11 protein-coding genes are annotated in these 17,075 nt (G+C 68.3%); 6 read left to right on the top strand and 5 right to left on the bottom strand.

All coding sequences use genetic code 11. The features are described 5' to 3' along the window. Window positions 1-19: 19 nt before the first annotated feature. Complete coding sequence (gene cdpA, locus U5798_RS27915) at window positions 20-1,762, bottom strand: cyclic di-GMP phosphodiesterase CdpA (protein WP_322083865.1); 1,743 nt, start codon at window positions 1,760-1,762, stop codon at window positions 20-22. 278 nt (window positions 1,763-2,040) lie between these two features. Between cdpA and U5798_RS27910 the strand changes: the two genes are divergently transcribed. Next, window positions 2,041-2,589 carry a peroxiredoxin gene (locus U5798_RS27910; RefSeq protein ID WP_059235263.1) on the top strand — a complete coding sequence of 183 codons (549 nt, stop codon included), beginning with the start codon at window positions 2,041-2,043 and terminating at the stop codon, window positions 2,587-2,589. A gap of 85 nt (window positions 2,590-2,674) precedes the next feature. Here U5798_RS27910 and U5798_RS27905 read toward each other — a convergent pair whose 3' ends face one another. Next, window positions 2,675-3,304, bottom strand: a complete 630-nt coding sequence (locus tag U5798_RS27905) for an SDR family oxidoreductase (protein WP_124456525.1) — start codon at window positions 3,302-3,304, stop codon at window positions 2,675-2,677. A gap of 261 nt (window positions 3,305-3,565) precedes the next feature. Here U5798_RS27905 and U5798_RS27900 point away from each other — a divergent pair, with 261 nt between their 5' ends. Further along, window positions 3,566-5,005 (top strand): NYN domain-containing protein, encoded by a 1,440-nt coding sequence (locus tag U5798_RS27900; RefSeq protein ID WP_322083843.1) that lies wholly within the window; start codon window positions 3,566-3,568, stop codon window positions 5,003-5,005. A gap of 82 nt (window positions 5,006-5,087) precedes the next feature. On the opposite strand, the gene U5798_RS27895 is transcribed toward U5798_RS27900, so the two are convergent. Further along, window positions 5,088-5,471, bottom strand: coding sequence for a VOC family protein (locus tag U5798_RS27895; protein WP_322083842.1), 384 nt, complete (start codon window positions 5,469-5,471; stop codon window positions 5,088-5,090). Between the two features lie 265 nt (window positions 5,472-5,736). On the opposite strand from U5798_RS27895, the gene U5798_RS27890 reads away from it, so the two are divergent. From U5798_RS27890 to U5798_RS27875, 4 genes are all read left to right on the top strand, one after another. Further along, entirely contained in the window at window positions 5,737-6,177 is a 441-nt protein-coding gene (locus tag U5798_RS27890) for a (2Fe-2S)-binding protein (protein WP_322083841.1), read from the top strand. Then, complete coding sequence (locus U5798_RS27885; RefSeq protein WP_322083840.1) at window positions 6,161-8,365, top strand: xanthine dehydrogenase family protein molybdopterin-binding subunit; 2,205 nt, start codon at window positions 6,161-6,163, stop codon at window positions 8,363-8,365. Before U5798_RS27890 ends, U5798_RS27885 begins: the two co-directional genes overlap by 17 nt. 87 nt (window positions 8,366-8,452) lie before the next feature. Further along, complete coding sequence (locus U5798_RS27880) at window positions 8,453-9,544, top strand: porin (RefSeq protein WP_322083839.1); 1,092 nt, start codon at window positions 8,453-8,455, stop codon at window positions 9,542-9,544. Between the two features lie 30 nt (window positions 9,545-9,574). Further along, window positions 9,575-10,537, top strand: coding sequence for an AraC family transcriptional regulator (locus tag U5798_RS27875; RefSeq protein WP_124456519.1), 963 nt, complete (start codon window positions 9,575-9,577; stop codon window positions 10,535-10,537). A 111-nt stretch (window positions 10,538-10,648) separates the two neighbouring features. On the opposite strand, the gene U5798_RS27870 is transcribed toward U5798_RS27875, so the two are convergent. After that, a complete protein-coding gene (locus U5798_RS27870) occupies window positions 10,649-13,957 on the bottom strand; it encodes an efflux RND transporter permease subunit (RefSeq protein WP_322083838.1) in 3,309 nt (1,102 codons plus the stop codon). A 3-nt stretch (window positions 13,958-13,960) separates the two neighbouring features. Then, window positions 13,961-17,074: an MdtB/MuxB family multidrug efflux RND transporter permease subunit gene (locus tag U5798_RS27865; RefSeq protein WP_322083837.1), complete on the bottom strand. Its 3,114-nt coding sequence runs from the start codon at window positions 17,072-17,074 to the stop codon at window positions 13,961-13,963. Window position 17,075: the final 1 nt, after the last annotated feature.

Here is a 17,075-nt window from a genome sequence, read left to right as displayed (position 1 = left end):
GTCCGGTTCGCCGCGCGCGTCAGGCGGCGGCGTGCAGGTGCAGCTGCTGCGCCGCGAAGCGCCGCGCGAGCTCCTCGGACGGCAGCGCCTGGCAGACGAGCCAGCCCTGGATGTGATTGCAGCCCATCTCCGTCAGCAGTGCGCGCTGCGCCTCGGTCTCGACGCCTTCGGCGACGAGTTCGAGATCGAGCGTCTGCGCGAGGCCGACCACCGCCGACACGATCGCGCGGTCGTTGCGCGACGTCAGCAGGTTCTCGACGAAACTGCGGTCGATCTTCAGCTTCGCGAGCGGGAAGCGCTGCAGGTAGGCGAGGCTCGAATAGCCAGTGCCGAAATCGTCGATCGCGAAGCGGATGCCGAGATCGGTCAGCTCCTCGAGCAGCACTTTCGCATGCGCGGGATCGTGCATCAGCAGGCTTTCGGTGATTTCGAGCACGATGCGGCGCGGGTCGATGCCCGTCAGCGCGATCGCCTCGCGCACGCACTGCGTGAAGCGCGGGTCGCGGAACTGCTGCGGCGACACGTTGACGGCCACGTACTGCAGCGCGAGCCCCTGGCTGTCCCACGCGACGAGCTGCATGCACGCGGCCTTGAGCACCCAGTTGCCGAGGTAGTTGATCAGGCCGATCGATTCGGCGAGCGGAATGAAGGTCGCCGGCGGCACGAGTCCGTGCACCGGATGGCGCCAGCGAATCAGCGCCTCGACACCGACCACCGCGCCCGACTGGCTGCGCGTGATCGGCTGGAAATGGAGCGAGAACTCGCCGTTGCGCACGCCGTCGTACAGGTCGGCCTCGAGCTTCAGCCGTTCGGCGTCGGCCGGGTCGTCGACCGGCGCATGGAACGCGAGCGCGTTGCCGCCCGATGCCTTCGCCTGCGCGAGCGCGTGGTCGGCGCGGCGCAGCAGCGGGCTGTGATGCTGCGCGCGATGCGGCGCGGCCCGTTCGTCCGGATACAGCGCGATGCCGATGCTCGCGGACAAGTGCACGGTCTGCCCCTGGTACACGTAGGGCTCGCGCACCGCGGCCTGCAGCCGGCGTGCGAGCGCGTCGGCCGCATGGCTCGCCTGCGCGCGGTCGGATGCGCCGAGCACGACCGCGAACTTGTCGCTCGCGACGCGCGCGAGCTGCTCGTTCGGCGTGACGAGCGCCTTCAGCCGCTGGGCGGTATCGCGCAGCAGCATGTCGCCGGCATCGTAGCCGAGCGCGCGGTTGATCCGCTGGTAGTCGTCGAGGTCGAGCAGCAGCAGCGCCGCGCAGGTGCCGCCCTCGTCGGCGGTCTGCTGCGCGCGCATCAGTGCCGGCACGAGCGCGGACAGGTTGTCGAGCCCCGTCATCGGGTCATGGTGCATTTCGTACGTCAGCTTCGCCTCGAGCGCGCGCCACGCCGACACGTCGAAGGCCGCGATCGCGAAGCCGTCGACACCGTGGTGGCGGCTCTTGAACGCGCGGACCTCGACGTCCAGCGGGTAGGTGAGCGACTTGACGATGCACATCGTCGCCTTCTCGACCTGGCCCGAACGCGCGGCGCGCGCGAGCAGGCCTTCGAGCACCGAGGTATCCTGTTCGGCGATCAGGTCGCGCAGCGTCAGCGTATGCAGGTAGTCGCGGTGGTAGCCGATGAAGCGCAGGCTCGCGTCGGACACGTACAGAAAGCGCAGTTCGCGATCGACATGGGCGAGGAAGTCCACCGTGCCGACCGTCTGTTCCAGCCAGTTGCGCACGGAGTCGTCGCGGCGCGGCGCGCCGGCGCGCGCGGGCATCAGCGCGCCGCCCGACCAGGCGAAGCGGCGCAGCGTATGCAAGGCACTGCGCCAGGAGCCCTTGCGTGACGTCTGTTTCCTGTTGGCTTCCATGTTTCTCGCTGACGTGAAGGGCTGGAACCGGTTGTCCGCAAGGATTAACGGCAGACTGTGCGGAATCTTTAACGGGCCGGCCGCGGATGGCGCTGCCGCTGGTCCGGATCGCATACCGGGTGTTCGACAGGCGAACGCCGGCGTGGCCTACATTGAGGCTGACTTTATAAGAAATGAGGACGCAGATGAAGCGAAAACTGTTGCTGGGCGCCGTGGCGGCGCTGGTGGCCGGCCATGCGCTGTTGGCGCAGGCGGAACTGAAGCCGGGCGCCGCGGCGCCGGATTTCACGACGCAGGCGTCGCTGGGCGGCAAGACTTACACGTACTCGCTCGCGGACGCGCTGAAGCAGGGGCCGGTCGTGCTGTATTTCTACCCGGCCGCGTTCACGAAGGGCTGCACGATCGAGGCGCATGCGTTCGCGGATGCGGTCGACCGTTACAAGGCTTACGGCGCGACGGTGATCGGCGTATCGGCCGACAATATCGACACGCTGACGAAGTTCTCGGTGAGCGAGTGCCGGAGCAAGTTCCCGGTCGCGGCCGATCCGGACGCGAAGATCATCCGTGAATACGACGCGAAGCTGCCGGCGCTCGATCGCGCGAATCGCGTGTCGTACGTGATCTCGCCGGAAGGGAAGGTGCTCTACGAATATACGAGCCTGTCGCCCGACAAGCACGTCGAGAACACGCTCGCCGCCGTGAAGGCGTGGGCCGACGCGCATCCGAAGCAGTAAGCGCACCCTGGAGGTCGACGCGGCCCGCCGTGCGGGCCGGCGACACGGGAACACGCGCAGCCGGGCGGCGGCGCCCGGCCGGCTGCTACGCGCGCAATGCCTGCTCGATCGGCACGCTGCCGCCGACGAAGCCGACGATCTTGCGCGAGATACCGAGCTTGATCGCCTCGATCGCGGCCCATGCAACGTCCTGGCGCGATACGGGCGGCGCGGGATCGAGCCATGCGTCGGTCAGCGCGATCTTGCCGACGCCCGGATCGTCGGTGAGCGGGCCCGGGCGCAGGATCACGTAGTCGACGCCCGACGCGGCCACGCGGTCGTCGCCTTCGCGCTTCATCTGCGAATAATGGCGCAGCGCGTCCGGCGCCAGCTCGGGCCGGTAGGCCGACAGCGAGCTGATCACCACGAGCTTCTGCGCGTTGTAGGCCAGCGTGTATTCGGCCGCGCGGGCCACCGCGTCGCGGTCGACCTGTTCCTCTTCGGTCGCGCCGTCCGATTCGGCCGAGCCGGCCGCGTAGATCACGTGCGTGATGCCCTGGAATGCGTGCGAGAAATCGTTCGTCAGATCGGCCTCGACGACCCGTGCGCCCGCCAGCGCATAGCCGTGCCGGCGCACGAGCGCCGTGACCTCGAACTCCGGCTGCTTGAGCAGCAGATCCGCGCAGGCCTGGCCCGTTCGGCCGGTCGCGCCAATCAGCAGTACCTTCGTCGTCATGAAACCGCTCCTTGCTCGATGCGTCTTCCGTCCAGATAGGGACGGACGACCGATAACTCAAGTGTAATGTCGATTTGCCCCGACGGCGGGTGTGTATTAAGGGGCATACCGGCATCGGGCATACCGGCATCGGGCATTCGGGCGGCGGGCGTTCATTCGTTCACACGGATGCGGGAATGACGCGCCGACCGGCTATCATGTGCGCGATGCTTTTTTTGCCGCACCGTCATACAACGCGTCGGCCCACCGGTTGGAGTACACATGGCATTACCCCTGGACAACGTCAGCATGGCCGTGTTCTGCGACTTCGAGAACGTCGCGCTCGGCGTGCGCGACGCGAAGTACGAGAAATTCGACATCAAGCCCGTGCTGGAGCGCCTGCTGCTGAAGGGCAGCATCGTCGTGAAGAAGGCTTATTGCGACTGGGATCGCTACAAGGGCTTCAAGGCGTCGATGCACGAGGCGAGCTTCGAGCTGATCGAGATTCCGCACGTGCGCCAGTCGGGCAAGAATTCGGCCGACATCCGGCTCGTCGTCGACGCGCTCGACCTCTGCTACACGAAGTCGCACGTCGACACGTTCGTGATCATCAGCGGCGACTCCGACTTTTCGCCGCTCGTGTCGAAGCTGCGCGAGAACGCGAAGAAGGTGATCGGCGTCGGCGTGAAGAAATCGACGTCGGACCTGCTGGTCGCGAACTGCGACGAATTCATCTTCTACGACGACCTGGTGCGCGAGCAGCAGCGCGCGCTCGCGAAGCGCGAACAGCAGCAGCGTGCGGGCAACGGCGGCGCGAAGCGGCCCGACGAGCCGTCGTCGCGCAAGCACGACATGGACGCACGCAAGGCCGAGGCGATCGCCCTGGCGGTCGAGACGTTCGATGCGCTCGCGTCGGAGCGCGACGACGTCGGCAAGATCTGGGCGTCGGTGCTCAAGAGCGCGATCAAGCGCCGCAAGCCGGATTTCAACGAGTCGTACTACGGGTTCCGCGCGTTCGGCAACCTGCTCGACGAAGCGCAGGCGCGCGGCCTGCTCGAAGTGGGCCGTGACGACAAGTCGGGCGCGTTCGTGTCGCGGGCCCGCCAGCCGGCGGCCGTCGAGCATGTCGCGACGGCCGGTGACGGCGGCGCGCACCACGGCACGCGTGCGGCAGAGCCGGCGCGGGCCGGGCGCCATGCGCAACGTCGCGGCCAGCGGGCGGAAGCGGTCGTGCACGAAAGTGTGCAGGTCGAGGCGGAAGCGGCGGAGCTGGACGACGTCGCCGACGCCGTGCCGGTTGCACCTGCAGAAACGATCGAAGCGATCGAAGCGAGCGAGGCCCACGGCGAAGCGCAGGAAGGCCGCAAGCGGGCACGCAAGAGCGCGGCGAAGAAGACCGGCACGAAAAAGGGCGCCGCCGCGAAGAGCGCCGGCGCGGCGAAGCATGGCGGCGACAAGCATGCGCACGGCAAGCCTGACGACGGCGCGCATCGCGACGCGGAGCAGGGCGGCGCGCCGCACGTGGCCGTGACGCACGCGGAGCCGGCAGCCGGCGATGCCGGCGGCGAGCTTGCCGCCGCGCAGCCGTCGCATGATGCGGCGCCGGTCGAAGCTCATGTCGAAGCCGCTGCCGAAGCGCCGGCCGCTGCCAGGAAGAAGCCGGCCCGCAAGGCCGCACCGCGCGCGCGTCGGCCGCGCAAGACGGCAGCCGCTGCCGAGTAACGGCAGCCGTGCCGGGTGCCGTCCGAAGCCGGGCGGCATCCGCGCCGCACCACACGGGCCGGCGCAACGCCGGCCTGCCGCACTAGCCGTTCAGCGCATACGGCCGTGTCATCACTTCGAGGAAGTGACCGTCCGGATCGTCGAAGTACACGCCGCGGCCGCCGTTGTGGCGGTAGATGTCGCCGGGCTGCCGCTTCGCCGGATCGGCCCAGTGCGCGAGCCCGCGCTCGCGGATGCGCGCCAGCACGCGATCGAAGCCGGTCTCGTCGAGCAGGAACGCGTAATGCTGCGACCGGATTTCTCCCGCCTGCTCATAGAAATCGAGCGACACGCCGTTGTCGAGCGCGACGACCAGCATCGCGCCGAACGGCGTCGGCGGCGGCAGTTCCAGGAGTTCGGTGAGGAAGCGGCTCGACGCGCGCTTGTCGCGGCACCAGACGATCGTATGGTTCAACTGGACGTTCATGGCGGGCTCCCGGCGAAGGGGCGCGAGGGTGGTCATGGACACACGATAGTTGATCGTCGCCGGCGTGCAAGCCGGATCCGAGGCAAACGCGGCGTCAACTTCGGCAACCGAGCGCGATTCGTCGGCTGAAACGATCTGGACGATCGGCTACTTTTTCGGGAGCAAAGGTCATTGGCGCGGCTTTTTGCGCCGCCAAGAATCTCTGTCAACCATCGCCGTCATCCGCCGGATGACGAACCGGCGATGCACGACAGGGAGACAGACGATGCGCTTCACGCTGAACGGCCAGCCGTTCGATTTCGACGGTGATCCCGATACGCCGCTGCTGTGGGTCATTCGCGACTCGGCCCGGCTCACCGGTACCAAATACGGCTGCGGCATCGGCGGATGCGGCGCGTGCACCGTGCATCTCGACGGCGAGGCCGCGCGCTCGTGCGTGCTGCCGGCCGCGAGTGTCGCGGGCCGGTCGGTCACGACGATCGAGGGGCTGTCGCACGATCGCTCGCACCCGGTGCAGCGTGCGTGGATCGAGAAGGACGTGCCGCAGTGCGGCTACTGCCAGTCGGGAATGGTCATGGCCACTGCCGCGCTGCTCGCGCAGCACCGCAAGCCGACCGACGCGCAGATCGACGAGGCCGTCACGAACCTGTGCCGCTGCGCGACCTACCAACGCATTCGCGAGGCGATCCATGTCGCGGCCGGCTGATGCGGGGCAGGCACCGGACGTGTCGAATGTGCCGCGGCGTGTGTTCCTGAAAGGCGGCGTCGCGCTCGCGGGAAGCCTGCTGCTGCCGCTTGCGATCGGCGACGTCGTGCAGGCGGCCGGCGACGGCGCGCGCTTTCGCGAGATCAACGACTGGGTGCGCGTCGACGCCGACGGCAGCACGATCATCGGCCTGTCGCAGGCGGAAGTCGGGCAGGGCGTCTACACGGGGCTGCCGCAGGTGCTCGCCGACGAGATGGATGCCGACTGGCGCAGCGTGACGGTCGAGTTCGTCACGGGGCGCGACGCGTACCGGATCGACGCCGCGAACGAGGCGCCGCAGCAGTTCGTCGGCGCGTCGATGTCGGCGACGATGTTCTACACGCGGCTGCGCATCGCCGGCGCGCAGGCGCGCTCGGCGTTCCTGCGTGCCGGCGCCGCGCGGCTCGGCGTGCGCGACACGCAGTGCGTGACGCGCGACGGCCGCGTGATCCATGCGCCGAGCGGCCGGTCGCTGTCGTATGGGGAACTCGTCGACGCCGCCGCGAAGCTGCCGCACGACGCGCAACCGCGGCTGAAGCCGGCGTCCGCGCACACGCTGATCGGGCGCCCGCTGCACAAGCTCGACGTGCCCGCGAAGGTCGACGGCAGCGCGATCTACGGGATCGACGTGCAGGTGCCCGACATGCTGGTCGGCGCGCTGACGATGGCACCGACGCTGAACGGCCGACCGACCGCCGTGAAGAACCGCGACGCATTGCGCGCGATGCCGGGCGTCGCGGACGTCGTGCTCGCGAAGGACGCGGTGATCGTGGTCGCGCACACCTATTGGCAGGCAAAGAAGGCGTGCGACGCGGCGGACATCGTCTGGGAGGCGGGTTCGACACCGGCGTTCGACAGTGCAACGATCCTCGCACAGCGCAAGGGTGCGCTGCAGGCGGAACACGCGGTCGTCGCCACGCAGATCGGCGAGCCGATGCGCCATCTCGCCGAAGCCGGCCGGATCGTCGAGGCCGACTACCACACGCCGTACATCGTTCACGCGACGATGGAGCCCGTCAACGCGACCGTGCACGTGCGGGCGGACGAGATCGAGGTGTGGGGGCCGATCCAGGGGCAGGACAAGGTGCGCTGGACGCTGTCGGCGCTGTTCGGCGTGCCGGCCGGGAAGGTCATCGTCAACACGACGTTTCTCGGCGGCAGCTTCGGCCGCAAGTACGTGCCCGATTTCGTCGTGCACGCGGCCGTTGCGTCGAAGGCGGTCGGGCGACCCGTGAAGGTGATCCGCTCGCGCGAGGACGACATCCGTCACGGCTTCTATCGACCGTGCGCGTCCGCGCGGTTCCGCGCGGTGCTCGGCAGCGACGGGCTGCCGGTCGCGCTGCATGCGCGCGTTGCCGGTCACTCGCTGTATGCGGCGATCAAGCGCGACCGCTACGAGAAGGCGGGCGGCTGGGACGAGACGATGCTCGACGGCCTGTACGACCTTTGCTACGACGTGCCGAACCTGCTGGTCGACTCGGTCACGGTGATGCAGCCGATCCCGGTCAGCTTCATGCGCAGCGTCGGCAGCACGTCGACGGTGTTTTTCCTCGAGAGCTTCGTGAACGAGCTCGCGCACACGGTGCGGGCCGACCCCGTGCGCTATCGGCGCGCGCTGCTGAAGCGCGACCCGCTCGCGCTACGCGTGCTCGACGCGACGGCCGCGCGCGCGAACTGGTTCGACCGCGCGCCGGCCGGCCTGTCGCGCGGCGTCGCATATTCGCTGTACACGGGGCGCGGCGGTGCGTTCAGCACGTACGTCGCGACGATCGCCGAGGTGCGCGTGACGGGCGGCAACGTGAAGCTCGAACGGATCGTGTGCGGCATCGATTGCGGGCGTGCGATCAATCCGCTGCTGATTCGCGAGATGGTCGAAGGCGGCGTCGGCTTCGCGCTGACCAACACGTTCAGGAGCGAGATCACGTTCGAGCACGGCGCGGTCGTGCAGCGCAATTTCGCCGACTATCCGCTGCTCGGCCTGGCCGGGATGCCGAGGATCGAGGTGGTGATCGTCGACAGCGATCGCGATCCGCAAGGCTGCGGCGAAGTCGCGTTGCCGCCCGTCGCACCGGCCGTCGCCGATGCGATCTGGCGCGCGACCGGCGAGCGGCCGCGCGCGATGCCGTTCGATACGCCGCTCGCGACCTGAACGACCGCGTATCCCCCACGGGCCGGTGCCGCCGCGCGCGTCGCCGCCCATATCAAGCATAACTACACAACAGGTCTGGAGACTTCAATGAAAACCTTTCGCTCGGCCGCGACGGCCGTCTCGTTGGCGGCGGCCGCCGCTGCATCGCCGGGCGCGTTCGCGCAGGGCAGCGTGACGCTGTACGGCATCGTCGATACCGGCGTGCAGTACTACAACAACGCGGCGGGTGGCGGCGCGGTCGCCGGCATGCCGTCGCTGACCGGTGAAGTGCCGTCGCGCTTCGGGTTGCGCGGCGTCGAGGATCTCGGCGGCGGCTACCGCACGTTCTTCGTGCTCGAAAACGGCTTCGCGTTGAATTCCGGTGCGCTGAACTACGGCGGCCGGATCTTCGGCCGGCAGGCGAACGTCGGCATCGAGTCGCCGTACGGCGCGCTCACGCTCGGCCGGCAGATGAACATGTCGATGCTGGTACTGCTCAATGCCGACGTGATCGGCCCGTCGATCCACTCGATGGCGAGCTTCGACAGCTACCTGCCGAACGCACGCAGCGACAACGCGATCGGCTATCTCGGCCACTTCGGCGGCCTGACGCTCGGCGGCACCTACAGTACCGGCCGCGACGGCGCGGGGCCGGCCGGCCCGTCGGCCACGAACTGCGCGGGCAACGTGCCGGGCGACCCCGTTGCATGCCGGCAGTACACGATGATGGTCGCGTACGACGCGCCGCAATTCGGCGCGGCCGCTTCGTATGACGTGATGCACGGCGGCACCGGCGCGTCGGCACCGCTGTCGAGCCCCGGCTATACGGACACGCGCACGATCGTCGACGCGTACGTGAAATTCGGCATCGCGAAGCTCGGCGCGGGTTGGATCCGCCGCAACACGGCGGCCGCCGCGCACAGCCAGTCGGACATCTTCTTCGCGGGCGGCACGGTCTACGCGACGCCGGCGCTATCATTCGACGCACAGGCCGTGCGCTACCTGCTGCGCGGCCGCTACGACTCGAACCTGTTCGTCGCACGCGCGAACTACAGCCTGTCGAAGCGTACGATGATCTATACGTCCGTCAGCTACATGACGAACAGCGCACTCGGCACGTCGGCGGTGGCGGCCGGCGGCACCGTCGGCACCGGCCAGAATCAGGTCGGTGTGATGGCGGGCATCCAGCAGCGCTTCTGACGCGGCGGCGCACCCCCGGAGGCTTCGACGATGACGACCGATCTTCTCAGCGACGTGCTGACCGACCTGCGGGCCGATGCGGTCGTCACCGGGCGCTTCACGCTGAGCGCGCCGTGGGCGATCCGCAAGCCGGCCGTCGCGGGCGCGCCGTTTCGTACCTGTGCGGGCAACCCGTTCTTCCTGTCGGTCGCGGGCACGGCGCCCGTGCATGTCGAGCCGGGCGACTTCGTGCTGCTGCCTCACGGCGACGAGCACGTAATGGCGTCGTCGCTCGACGAGCCGCCCGTGCCGTTCGACACGCTGATGGCGGACAAGGGCATCCGGCCGCGCTTCGACACGCCGCTCGAGTTCGTCGCGGGCGGCGGCGGCGCGACCAGCGAGCTCTATACGGGCATCGTCGTGTACCGGGACCTCGTGCGCAGCCCGCTGTTCTCCGTGCTGCCGCCGCTGATCCACGTCCGCGCGAACGACGCGGCCGTCGCACCGTGGCTCGCGAGCACGCTGCAGAGCTTCATCGAGGAATCGATGGCGTGCCAGCCCGGCTGGGCCATTGCCGCGACGCGTCTGGCCGACGTGCTGTTCGTGCAGCTGTTGCGCGCGCACCTGCAGTCGTCGGCGAATCATACGGGCTGGCTGCGAGGCCTGACCGATCCGCAGATCGGCCGCGCGATGGCGTTGATGCATCGCGATCCGCGCCGCAACTGGCAGCTCGCGAGCCTCGCGGCCGACGCCGGCATGTCGCGTTCGCGCTTTTGCGCACGCTTTGCGGAGCTGGTCGGCGAAACGCCGATCGGTCACCTGACCGCGTACCGGATGTATCTGGCGAGTGGCGAACTCGCGCACGGCAAGCTGCGGCTGATCGAGATTGCCGAGCGGGTCGGCTACACGTCGGAGAAGGCGTTCGCGCGCGCGTTCCACCGATGGTCGGGGATGGCGCCGCGCCGCTATGCGCGCAACGCACAGGATCTGTATGACCTCGCACGACATGGATGACGACGCATCGCGCGATTGAGTGCCGGCGCTCGCATGGGGCCTTCGCGAGGGCGCGGACTGCCGAACGGAGCGGGGCGGCATGCCCCGTCCATTCGCGTCCGGCCGCCTCCGTCACTCGCCGGCCACCGCCGGCCCGCCGGTATTCCCGCGGCGGTTGCGGCGCTTCTCGCCCCACACGCGGAACCGGTCCATGTACAGGTAGACGACCGGCGTCGTATAGAGCGTCAGCACCTGCGACACGATCAGGCCGCCGGCGATCGCGATGCCGAGCGGTGCGCGCAGCTCGGCGCCGTCGCCGCTGCCGAACGCGAGCGGCAGCGCGCCCAGGAGCGCCGCCATCGTCGTCATCATGATCGGACGGAAGCGCAGCAGGCACGCCTCGTGGATCGCGTCGAACGACGACTTCTGGTGGTTGCGCGTCTGGTCGATCGCGAAGTCGACCATCATGATCGCGTTCTTCTTCACGATACCGATCAGCAGGATCACGCCGATCAGCGCGATGATGCTGAACTCGGTCTTGAACAGCAGCAGCGCAAGCAGCGCGCCGACGCCGGCCGACGGCAGCGTCGACAGGATCGTGATCGGGTGGATGTAGCTCTCGTACAGGATTCCGAGCACGATGTAGACGGCCAGCAGCGCGGCGAGGATCAGGATCGGCTGGTCGTTCATCGACTGCTGGAACGCCTGCGCGGTGCCCTGGAAGCTGCCGACGATCGTCGGCGGGACGCCGACCTGCGCCATCGTCTGATAGATGATCTGCGTCGCCTGCGACAGCGACACGCCCGGCGGCAGGTTGAACGAGATCGTCGTCGCGACGAACAGCCCCTGGTGGTTGACCGACAGCGGCGTCGTGCTCGGCCCGAACGTCGCGATCGCCGACAACGGGATCATCGTCGACTTCGACGTCGACACCGATGCGCCCGACGACGCGCTCGACTTGCCGCTCGCGGCAATCGAGTTGAGCGCCTGGTTGCGCGCGGAATCGGACGCGATCGCCGCGGCGCTCTGCGCGGCCGTGCCGGCGCTCGACGTGCCGGCCGACGTCGCGACGTAGGTGCCGGCGGCCGCGTTGGTGGTCTGCGAGCCGTTCGCGCTGCCGCCCGACGTGCTGATCCACACCTGGTTCAGCATCTCGGGGCTCTGCCAGTACTTCGGCGCGACTTCCATCACGACGTGGTACTGGTTCAGCGGGTTGTAGATCGTCGAGACCTGGCGCTGGCCGAACGCGTCGTACAGCGTGTTGTCGATCTGCGCGGGCTTGATGCCGAACCGCGCGGCCGTCGCGCGGTCGATCGTCACCATCGCCTCGAGGCCGCCTTGCTGCTGGTCGGAGTTAACGTCGGTCAGCTCGGGGCGCTTCTGCAGCGCCTCGGTCAGGATCGGCCCCCACTTGTACAGGTCGGCGCTCGAATCGCCGAGCAGCGTGAACTGGTACTGCGCGTTGCTCTGCCGGCCGCCGACGCGGATGTCCTGCGCGGCCTGCAGGAACGTGCGCGCCCCGGCGACGTCCGCCAGCGGCGGGCGCAGCTGCTGGATCACCTGGTCGGCCGACAGCTTGCGCTCGCTGCGGTCCTTCAGCGTGACGAACATGAAGCCCGAGTTGGTCTGCGTGCCGCCGGTGAAGCCCGCGACGCTCTTCACGTTCGGGTTGGCCTGCACGATCCGCATCATCTCGGAGAACTTCAGCTTCATCGCCTGGAACGACGTCGACTGGTCGGCCTGGATGCCGCCGATCATCAGCCCGGTATCCTGCTGCGGGAAGAAGCCCTTCGGCACGACGATGTACAGGTAGACGTTCAGCCCGATCGTCGCGAACAGCGTCAGCAGGATCAACAGCGGCCGGCGCAGCGCCCACGACAGCGAGCGCTCGTAGCCGCGCTGCATGCGCGAGAAGCCGCGCTCGAGGAAGCGCCCGAAGCGGCCTTCGTTTTTCGGGTCGTGCGACTCGGGCAGCAGGCGCGCGCACATCATCGGCGTGACGGTCAGCGAGACCGCGAGCGACACGGCGATCGCGAGCGACAGCGTCAGCGCGAACTCGCGGAACAGGCGCCCGACGATGCCGCCCATCAGCAGGATCGGCAGGAACACCGCGACGAGCGAGATGCTCATCGACAGCACCGTGAAGCCGACCTCGCGCGCGCCGTCGAACGCGGCCTGCATTCGCGACTTGCCGTTCTCGATATGCCGCGAGATGTTCTCGAGCACGACGATCGCATCGTCGACGACGAAGCCGGTCGCGACGATCAGCGCCATCAGCGACAGGTTGTCGATCGAGAAGCCGAGCATGTACATCGCGCCGAAGGTGCCGATGATCGAGATCGGCACCGCGACGCTCGGGATCAGCGTCGCGCGCCAGTTGCGCAGGAACAGGAACACGACCATCACGACGAGGCTGACCGCGATCAGCAGCGTGTGCTCGGTGTCCTTCAGCGACGCGCGGATGGTGGTCGAGCGGTCGAGCACCGGCGTGACCGTGATGTCGGCCGGCAGCGACGCGGTGAGCTGCGGCAGCGCCGCGCGCACGCGGTCGATCGTCTCGATGATGTTCGCGCCGGGCGAGCGGTAGAGGATCACGAGCACCGCGCGCTTGCCGTTCGCCAGGCCGAGGTTGCGCAGGTCCTCGACCCCGTCGACGACGTCCGACAGGTCGGACAGCCGCACGGCCGAGCCGTTGCGGTAGGCGACCACGAGGTCGCGGTATTGCGACGCCTGGGACGCCTGGTCGTTCGTATAGAGCTGGTAGCGCTGCGGGCCGAACTCGATCGCGCCCTTCGGCGCGTTGGCGTTCGCGGAAGCCAGCGCCGCGCGCACGTCCTCGAGGCCGATCCCGTAGTGGAACAGCGCCTGCGGCTCGAGCTCGACGCGTACGGCCGGGTTCGCGGAGCCGCTGACCGAGACCTGGCCGATCCCGTCGATCTGCGACAGCGACTGCTGCAGCACCGTCGACGCGGCGTCGTACACCTTCGCGGGCGACGCCGTTTCCGAGGTCAGCGACACGACCATGATCGGCGAATCGGCCGGGTTGACCTTGCGGTAGGTCGGGTTGCTCTTCAGCGCGGCGGGCAGGTCGGCGCGCGCCGCGTTGATCGCGGCCTGCACGTCGCGCGCGGCGCCGTCGATGTCGCGGTTCAGGCCGAACTGCAGGATGATCCGCGCGTTGCCGACCGTGCTCGTCGACGTCATTTCGGACACGTCGGCGATCGAGCCGAGGTGCCGCTCGAGCGGGCTCGTCACGCTGGTCGCGACCGTTTCCGGGCTCGCGCCCGGCAGCGACGCCTGCACCGAGATCGTCGGGAAGTCGACCTGCGGCAGCGGCGACACCGGCAGCTTGATGAACGCGAACAGGCCCGCGAGCGCGACGCCGAGCGCGAGCAGCGTCGTCGCGACGGGGCGGGTGATGAAGGGGCGCGACAGGTTCATGGCTTACGCATCCGTGCGCGTGCCGGCGCCGGGGCCGTGGCGTTCGAACCAGCCGCGCACGCGGCGTGCGAGCGAGTCGAAGCCGAGGTAGATCACGGGCGTCGTGAACAGCGTCAGCACCTGCGACACGATCAGGCCGCCGGCGATCGCGATCCCGAGCGGCTGGCGCAGCTCGGAACCCGCGCCGGAGCCGACGATCAGCGGCACCGCGCCGAGCAGCGCGGCGAGCGTCGTCATCAGGATCGGCCGGAAGCGCAGCAGGCACGCCTGGTAGATCGCCTCGCGCGGCGGCTTGCCTTCGACGCGTTCGGCCTCGAGCGCGAAGTCGATCATCATGATCGCGTTCTTCTTCACGATGCCGATCAGCAGCACGATGCCGATGATCCCGATGATGTCGAGGTCGTGCCCGGTGATCATCAGCGCGAGCAGCGCGCCGACGCCGGCCGACGGCAGCGTCGACAGGATCGTGATCGGATGGATGTAGCTCTCGTACAGCACGCCGAGCACGATGTACATCGTGACGATCGCCGCGAGGATCAGGAACAGCTGGTTCGACAGCGATGCCTGGAACGCGAGCGCCGCGCCCTGGAAGCGCGTCTGGAACGACGCGGGCAGGTTGATGTCCTTCTCGGCGGCCTCGATCGCCTTGACGGCTTCGCCGAGCGACGCGCCCGGCGCGAGGTTGAACGAGATCGTCGTCGACGGGAACTGCGACAGGTGCGCGACCAGCAGCGGCGACGGCCGCTCGTGGAACGACGCGATCGACGCCAGCGGCACCTGGCCGCCGCCGGCCGACGGCAGGTAGATGTCGTTCAGCGATTGCGCGTAGTGCTGCTCCTTCGGCTCGGACTCGAGAATCACGCGGTACTGGTTCGACTGCGTGAAGATCGTCGACACGATGCGCTGGCCGAACGCGTCGTACAGCGCGTTGTCGACGGTCGCCGGCGTGATGCCGAAGCGCGCGGCGCTCGCGCGGTCGATCTCGATGTAGACCGACTGGCCGTTGCTCTGCAGGTCGGTCGCGACGTCGGCGAGCGACGGTTCCTGCTGCAGCCGAGCGACGAGCTTCGGCACCCAGGTCGCGAATTCGTCCGAGTTCGGGCTCGTCAGCATGAACTGGTACTGCGTCGGGCTGACGGTCGAGTCGATCGTCAGATCCTGCACCGACTGCATGAACAGCGAGATGCCGGTGATGTTCGCCACGCGGTGCTGCAGGTCGCGGTTGATCTGCGCGGCCGTCTCGGAACGTTCGTCGCGCGCCTTCAGGTTGATCAGCATGCGGCCGCTGTTCAGCGTGATGTTGCTGCCGTCGACGCCGATGAACGACGTGAGGCTGTCGACGTTCGGATCCTTCAGGATCTCGGCGGCGAGCGCCTGCTGGCGTTCGGCCATCGCGCCATACGAGATCGACTGCGGCGCCTGCGTGATCGCCTGGATCACGCCGGTGTCCTGCGCGGGGAAAAAGCCCTTCGGCACATAGATATAGAGCAGGGCGGTCAGCCCGAGCGTCAGCAGCGCGACGACGAGCGTCGAGCGCTGGCGGTTCAGCACCCATTCGAGCGCGACCGCGTAGCGTGCGATCACCCAGTCGATCGCGCGGTGCACGCGCGCCTCGAAGCGGTGGCTCTCGGGCGGCGGCGAATGGCGCAGCAGCTTCGCGCACATCATCGGCACGAGCGTGAGCGACACGATCGCCGAGATCACGATCGTCACCGCGAGCGTGATCGCGAATTCGTGGAACAGGCGCCCGACCACGTCGCCCATGAACAGCAGCGGGATCAGCACCGCGATCAGCGACACCGTCAGCGAGATGATCGTGAAGCCGATCTGCCGCGAGCCCTTCAGCGCGGCCTCGAGCCCCGTTTCGCCTTCCTCGACGTAGCGCGCGATGTTCTCGATCATCACGATCGCATCGTCGACGACGAAGCCGGTCGCGATGGTGAGCGCCATCAGCGACAGGTTGTTCAGCGAGAAGCCGGCCATGTACATCACCGCGAGCGTGCCGATCAGCGACAGCGGCACCGACAGGCTCGGGATGATCGTCGCGTAGACGTTCGCGAGGAACAGGTACATCACGAGCACGACGAGCGCGACCGCGAGCAGCAGCTCGAACTGCACGTCGCGCACGGCCGCGCGGATCATCGTCGTGCGGTCGGTGACGATTTCCACGTCGAGCGCGGCCGGCAGCGTTTCCTGCAGCTTCGGCAGTTGCGCCTTGATCGCGTCGACCGTTGCGATCACGTTCGCGCCGGGCTGGCGCTGCACGTTCAGGATGATCGCGGGGTCCGAATTCACCCACGCGCCGAGCTTGGTGTTCTCCGAGCCGGCGACGACCGTCGCGACGTCGGTCAGCATCACCGGGTGGCCGTTCTTGTACGCGACGACCGCGCTGTTGTACTGGTCGGCGCTCGTCAGCTGGTCGTTCGCGTTGATCGTGTACGCGCGCGTCGGCCCGTCGAAGTTGCCCTTCGGCGTGTTTACGTTCAGGTTCGAGATCGTCGTGCGCAGGTCGTCGAGGTTCATCCCGTATTTCGCGAGCGCGGTCGGGTTCGCCTGGATCCGCACGGCCGGGCGGTTGCCGCCCGACAGGCTGACGAGGCCGACGCCCGCGATCTGCGAGATTTTCATCGCGAGGCGCGTATCGGCCAGGTCCTGCACCTGCGTGAGCGGCAGCGTCTTCGACTTGACGGCGAGCGTCAGCACCGGCGCATCGGCCGGGTTGACCTTCGCGTAGATCGGCGGGGCAGGGAGGTCGGACGGCAGCAGGTTGCCGGCTGCGTTGATCGCGGCCTGCACTTCCTGTTCGGCGATGTCGAGCGGCAGGTCGAGCGAGAACTGCAACGTGATCACCGACGCGCCGGCCGAGCTTTGCGACGACATCTGGTTCAGCGACGGCATCTGCCCGAACTGGCGTTCGAGCGGCGCGGTGACCGACGAGGTCATCACTTCCGGGCTCGCGCCCGGGTAGAAGGTCTGGACCTGGATCGTCGGGTAGTCGACTTCGGGCAGCGCGGCGAGCGGCAGGAAGCGCAGCGCGACAAGACCGGCCAGCATGATCGCCGCCATCAGGAGGGCGGTGCCGACCGGCCGGAGAATGAAGAGGCGGGATGGATTCATC

The sequence above is a fragment of the Burkholderia sp. BCC1972 genome (assembly GCF_905339605.1).
In the GTDB taxonomy this organism is placed as follows: Bacteria; Pseudomonadota; Gammaproteobacteria; order Burkholderiales; family Burkholderiaceae; genus Burkholderia.
This window is presented reverse-complemented; position numbering and strand designations above follow the sequence as displayed.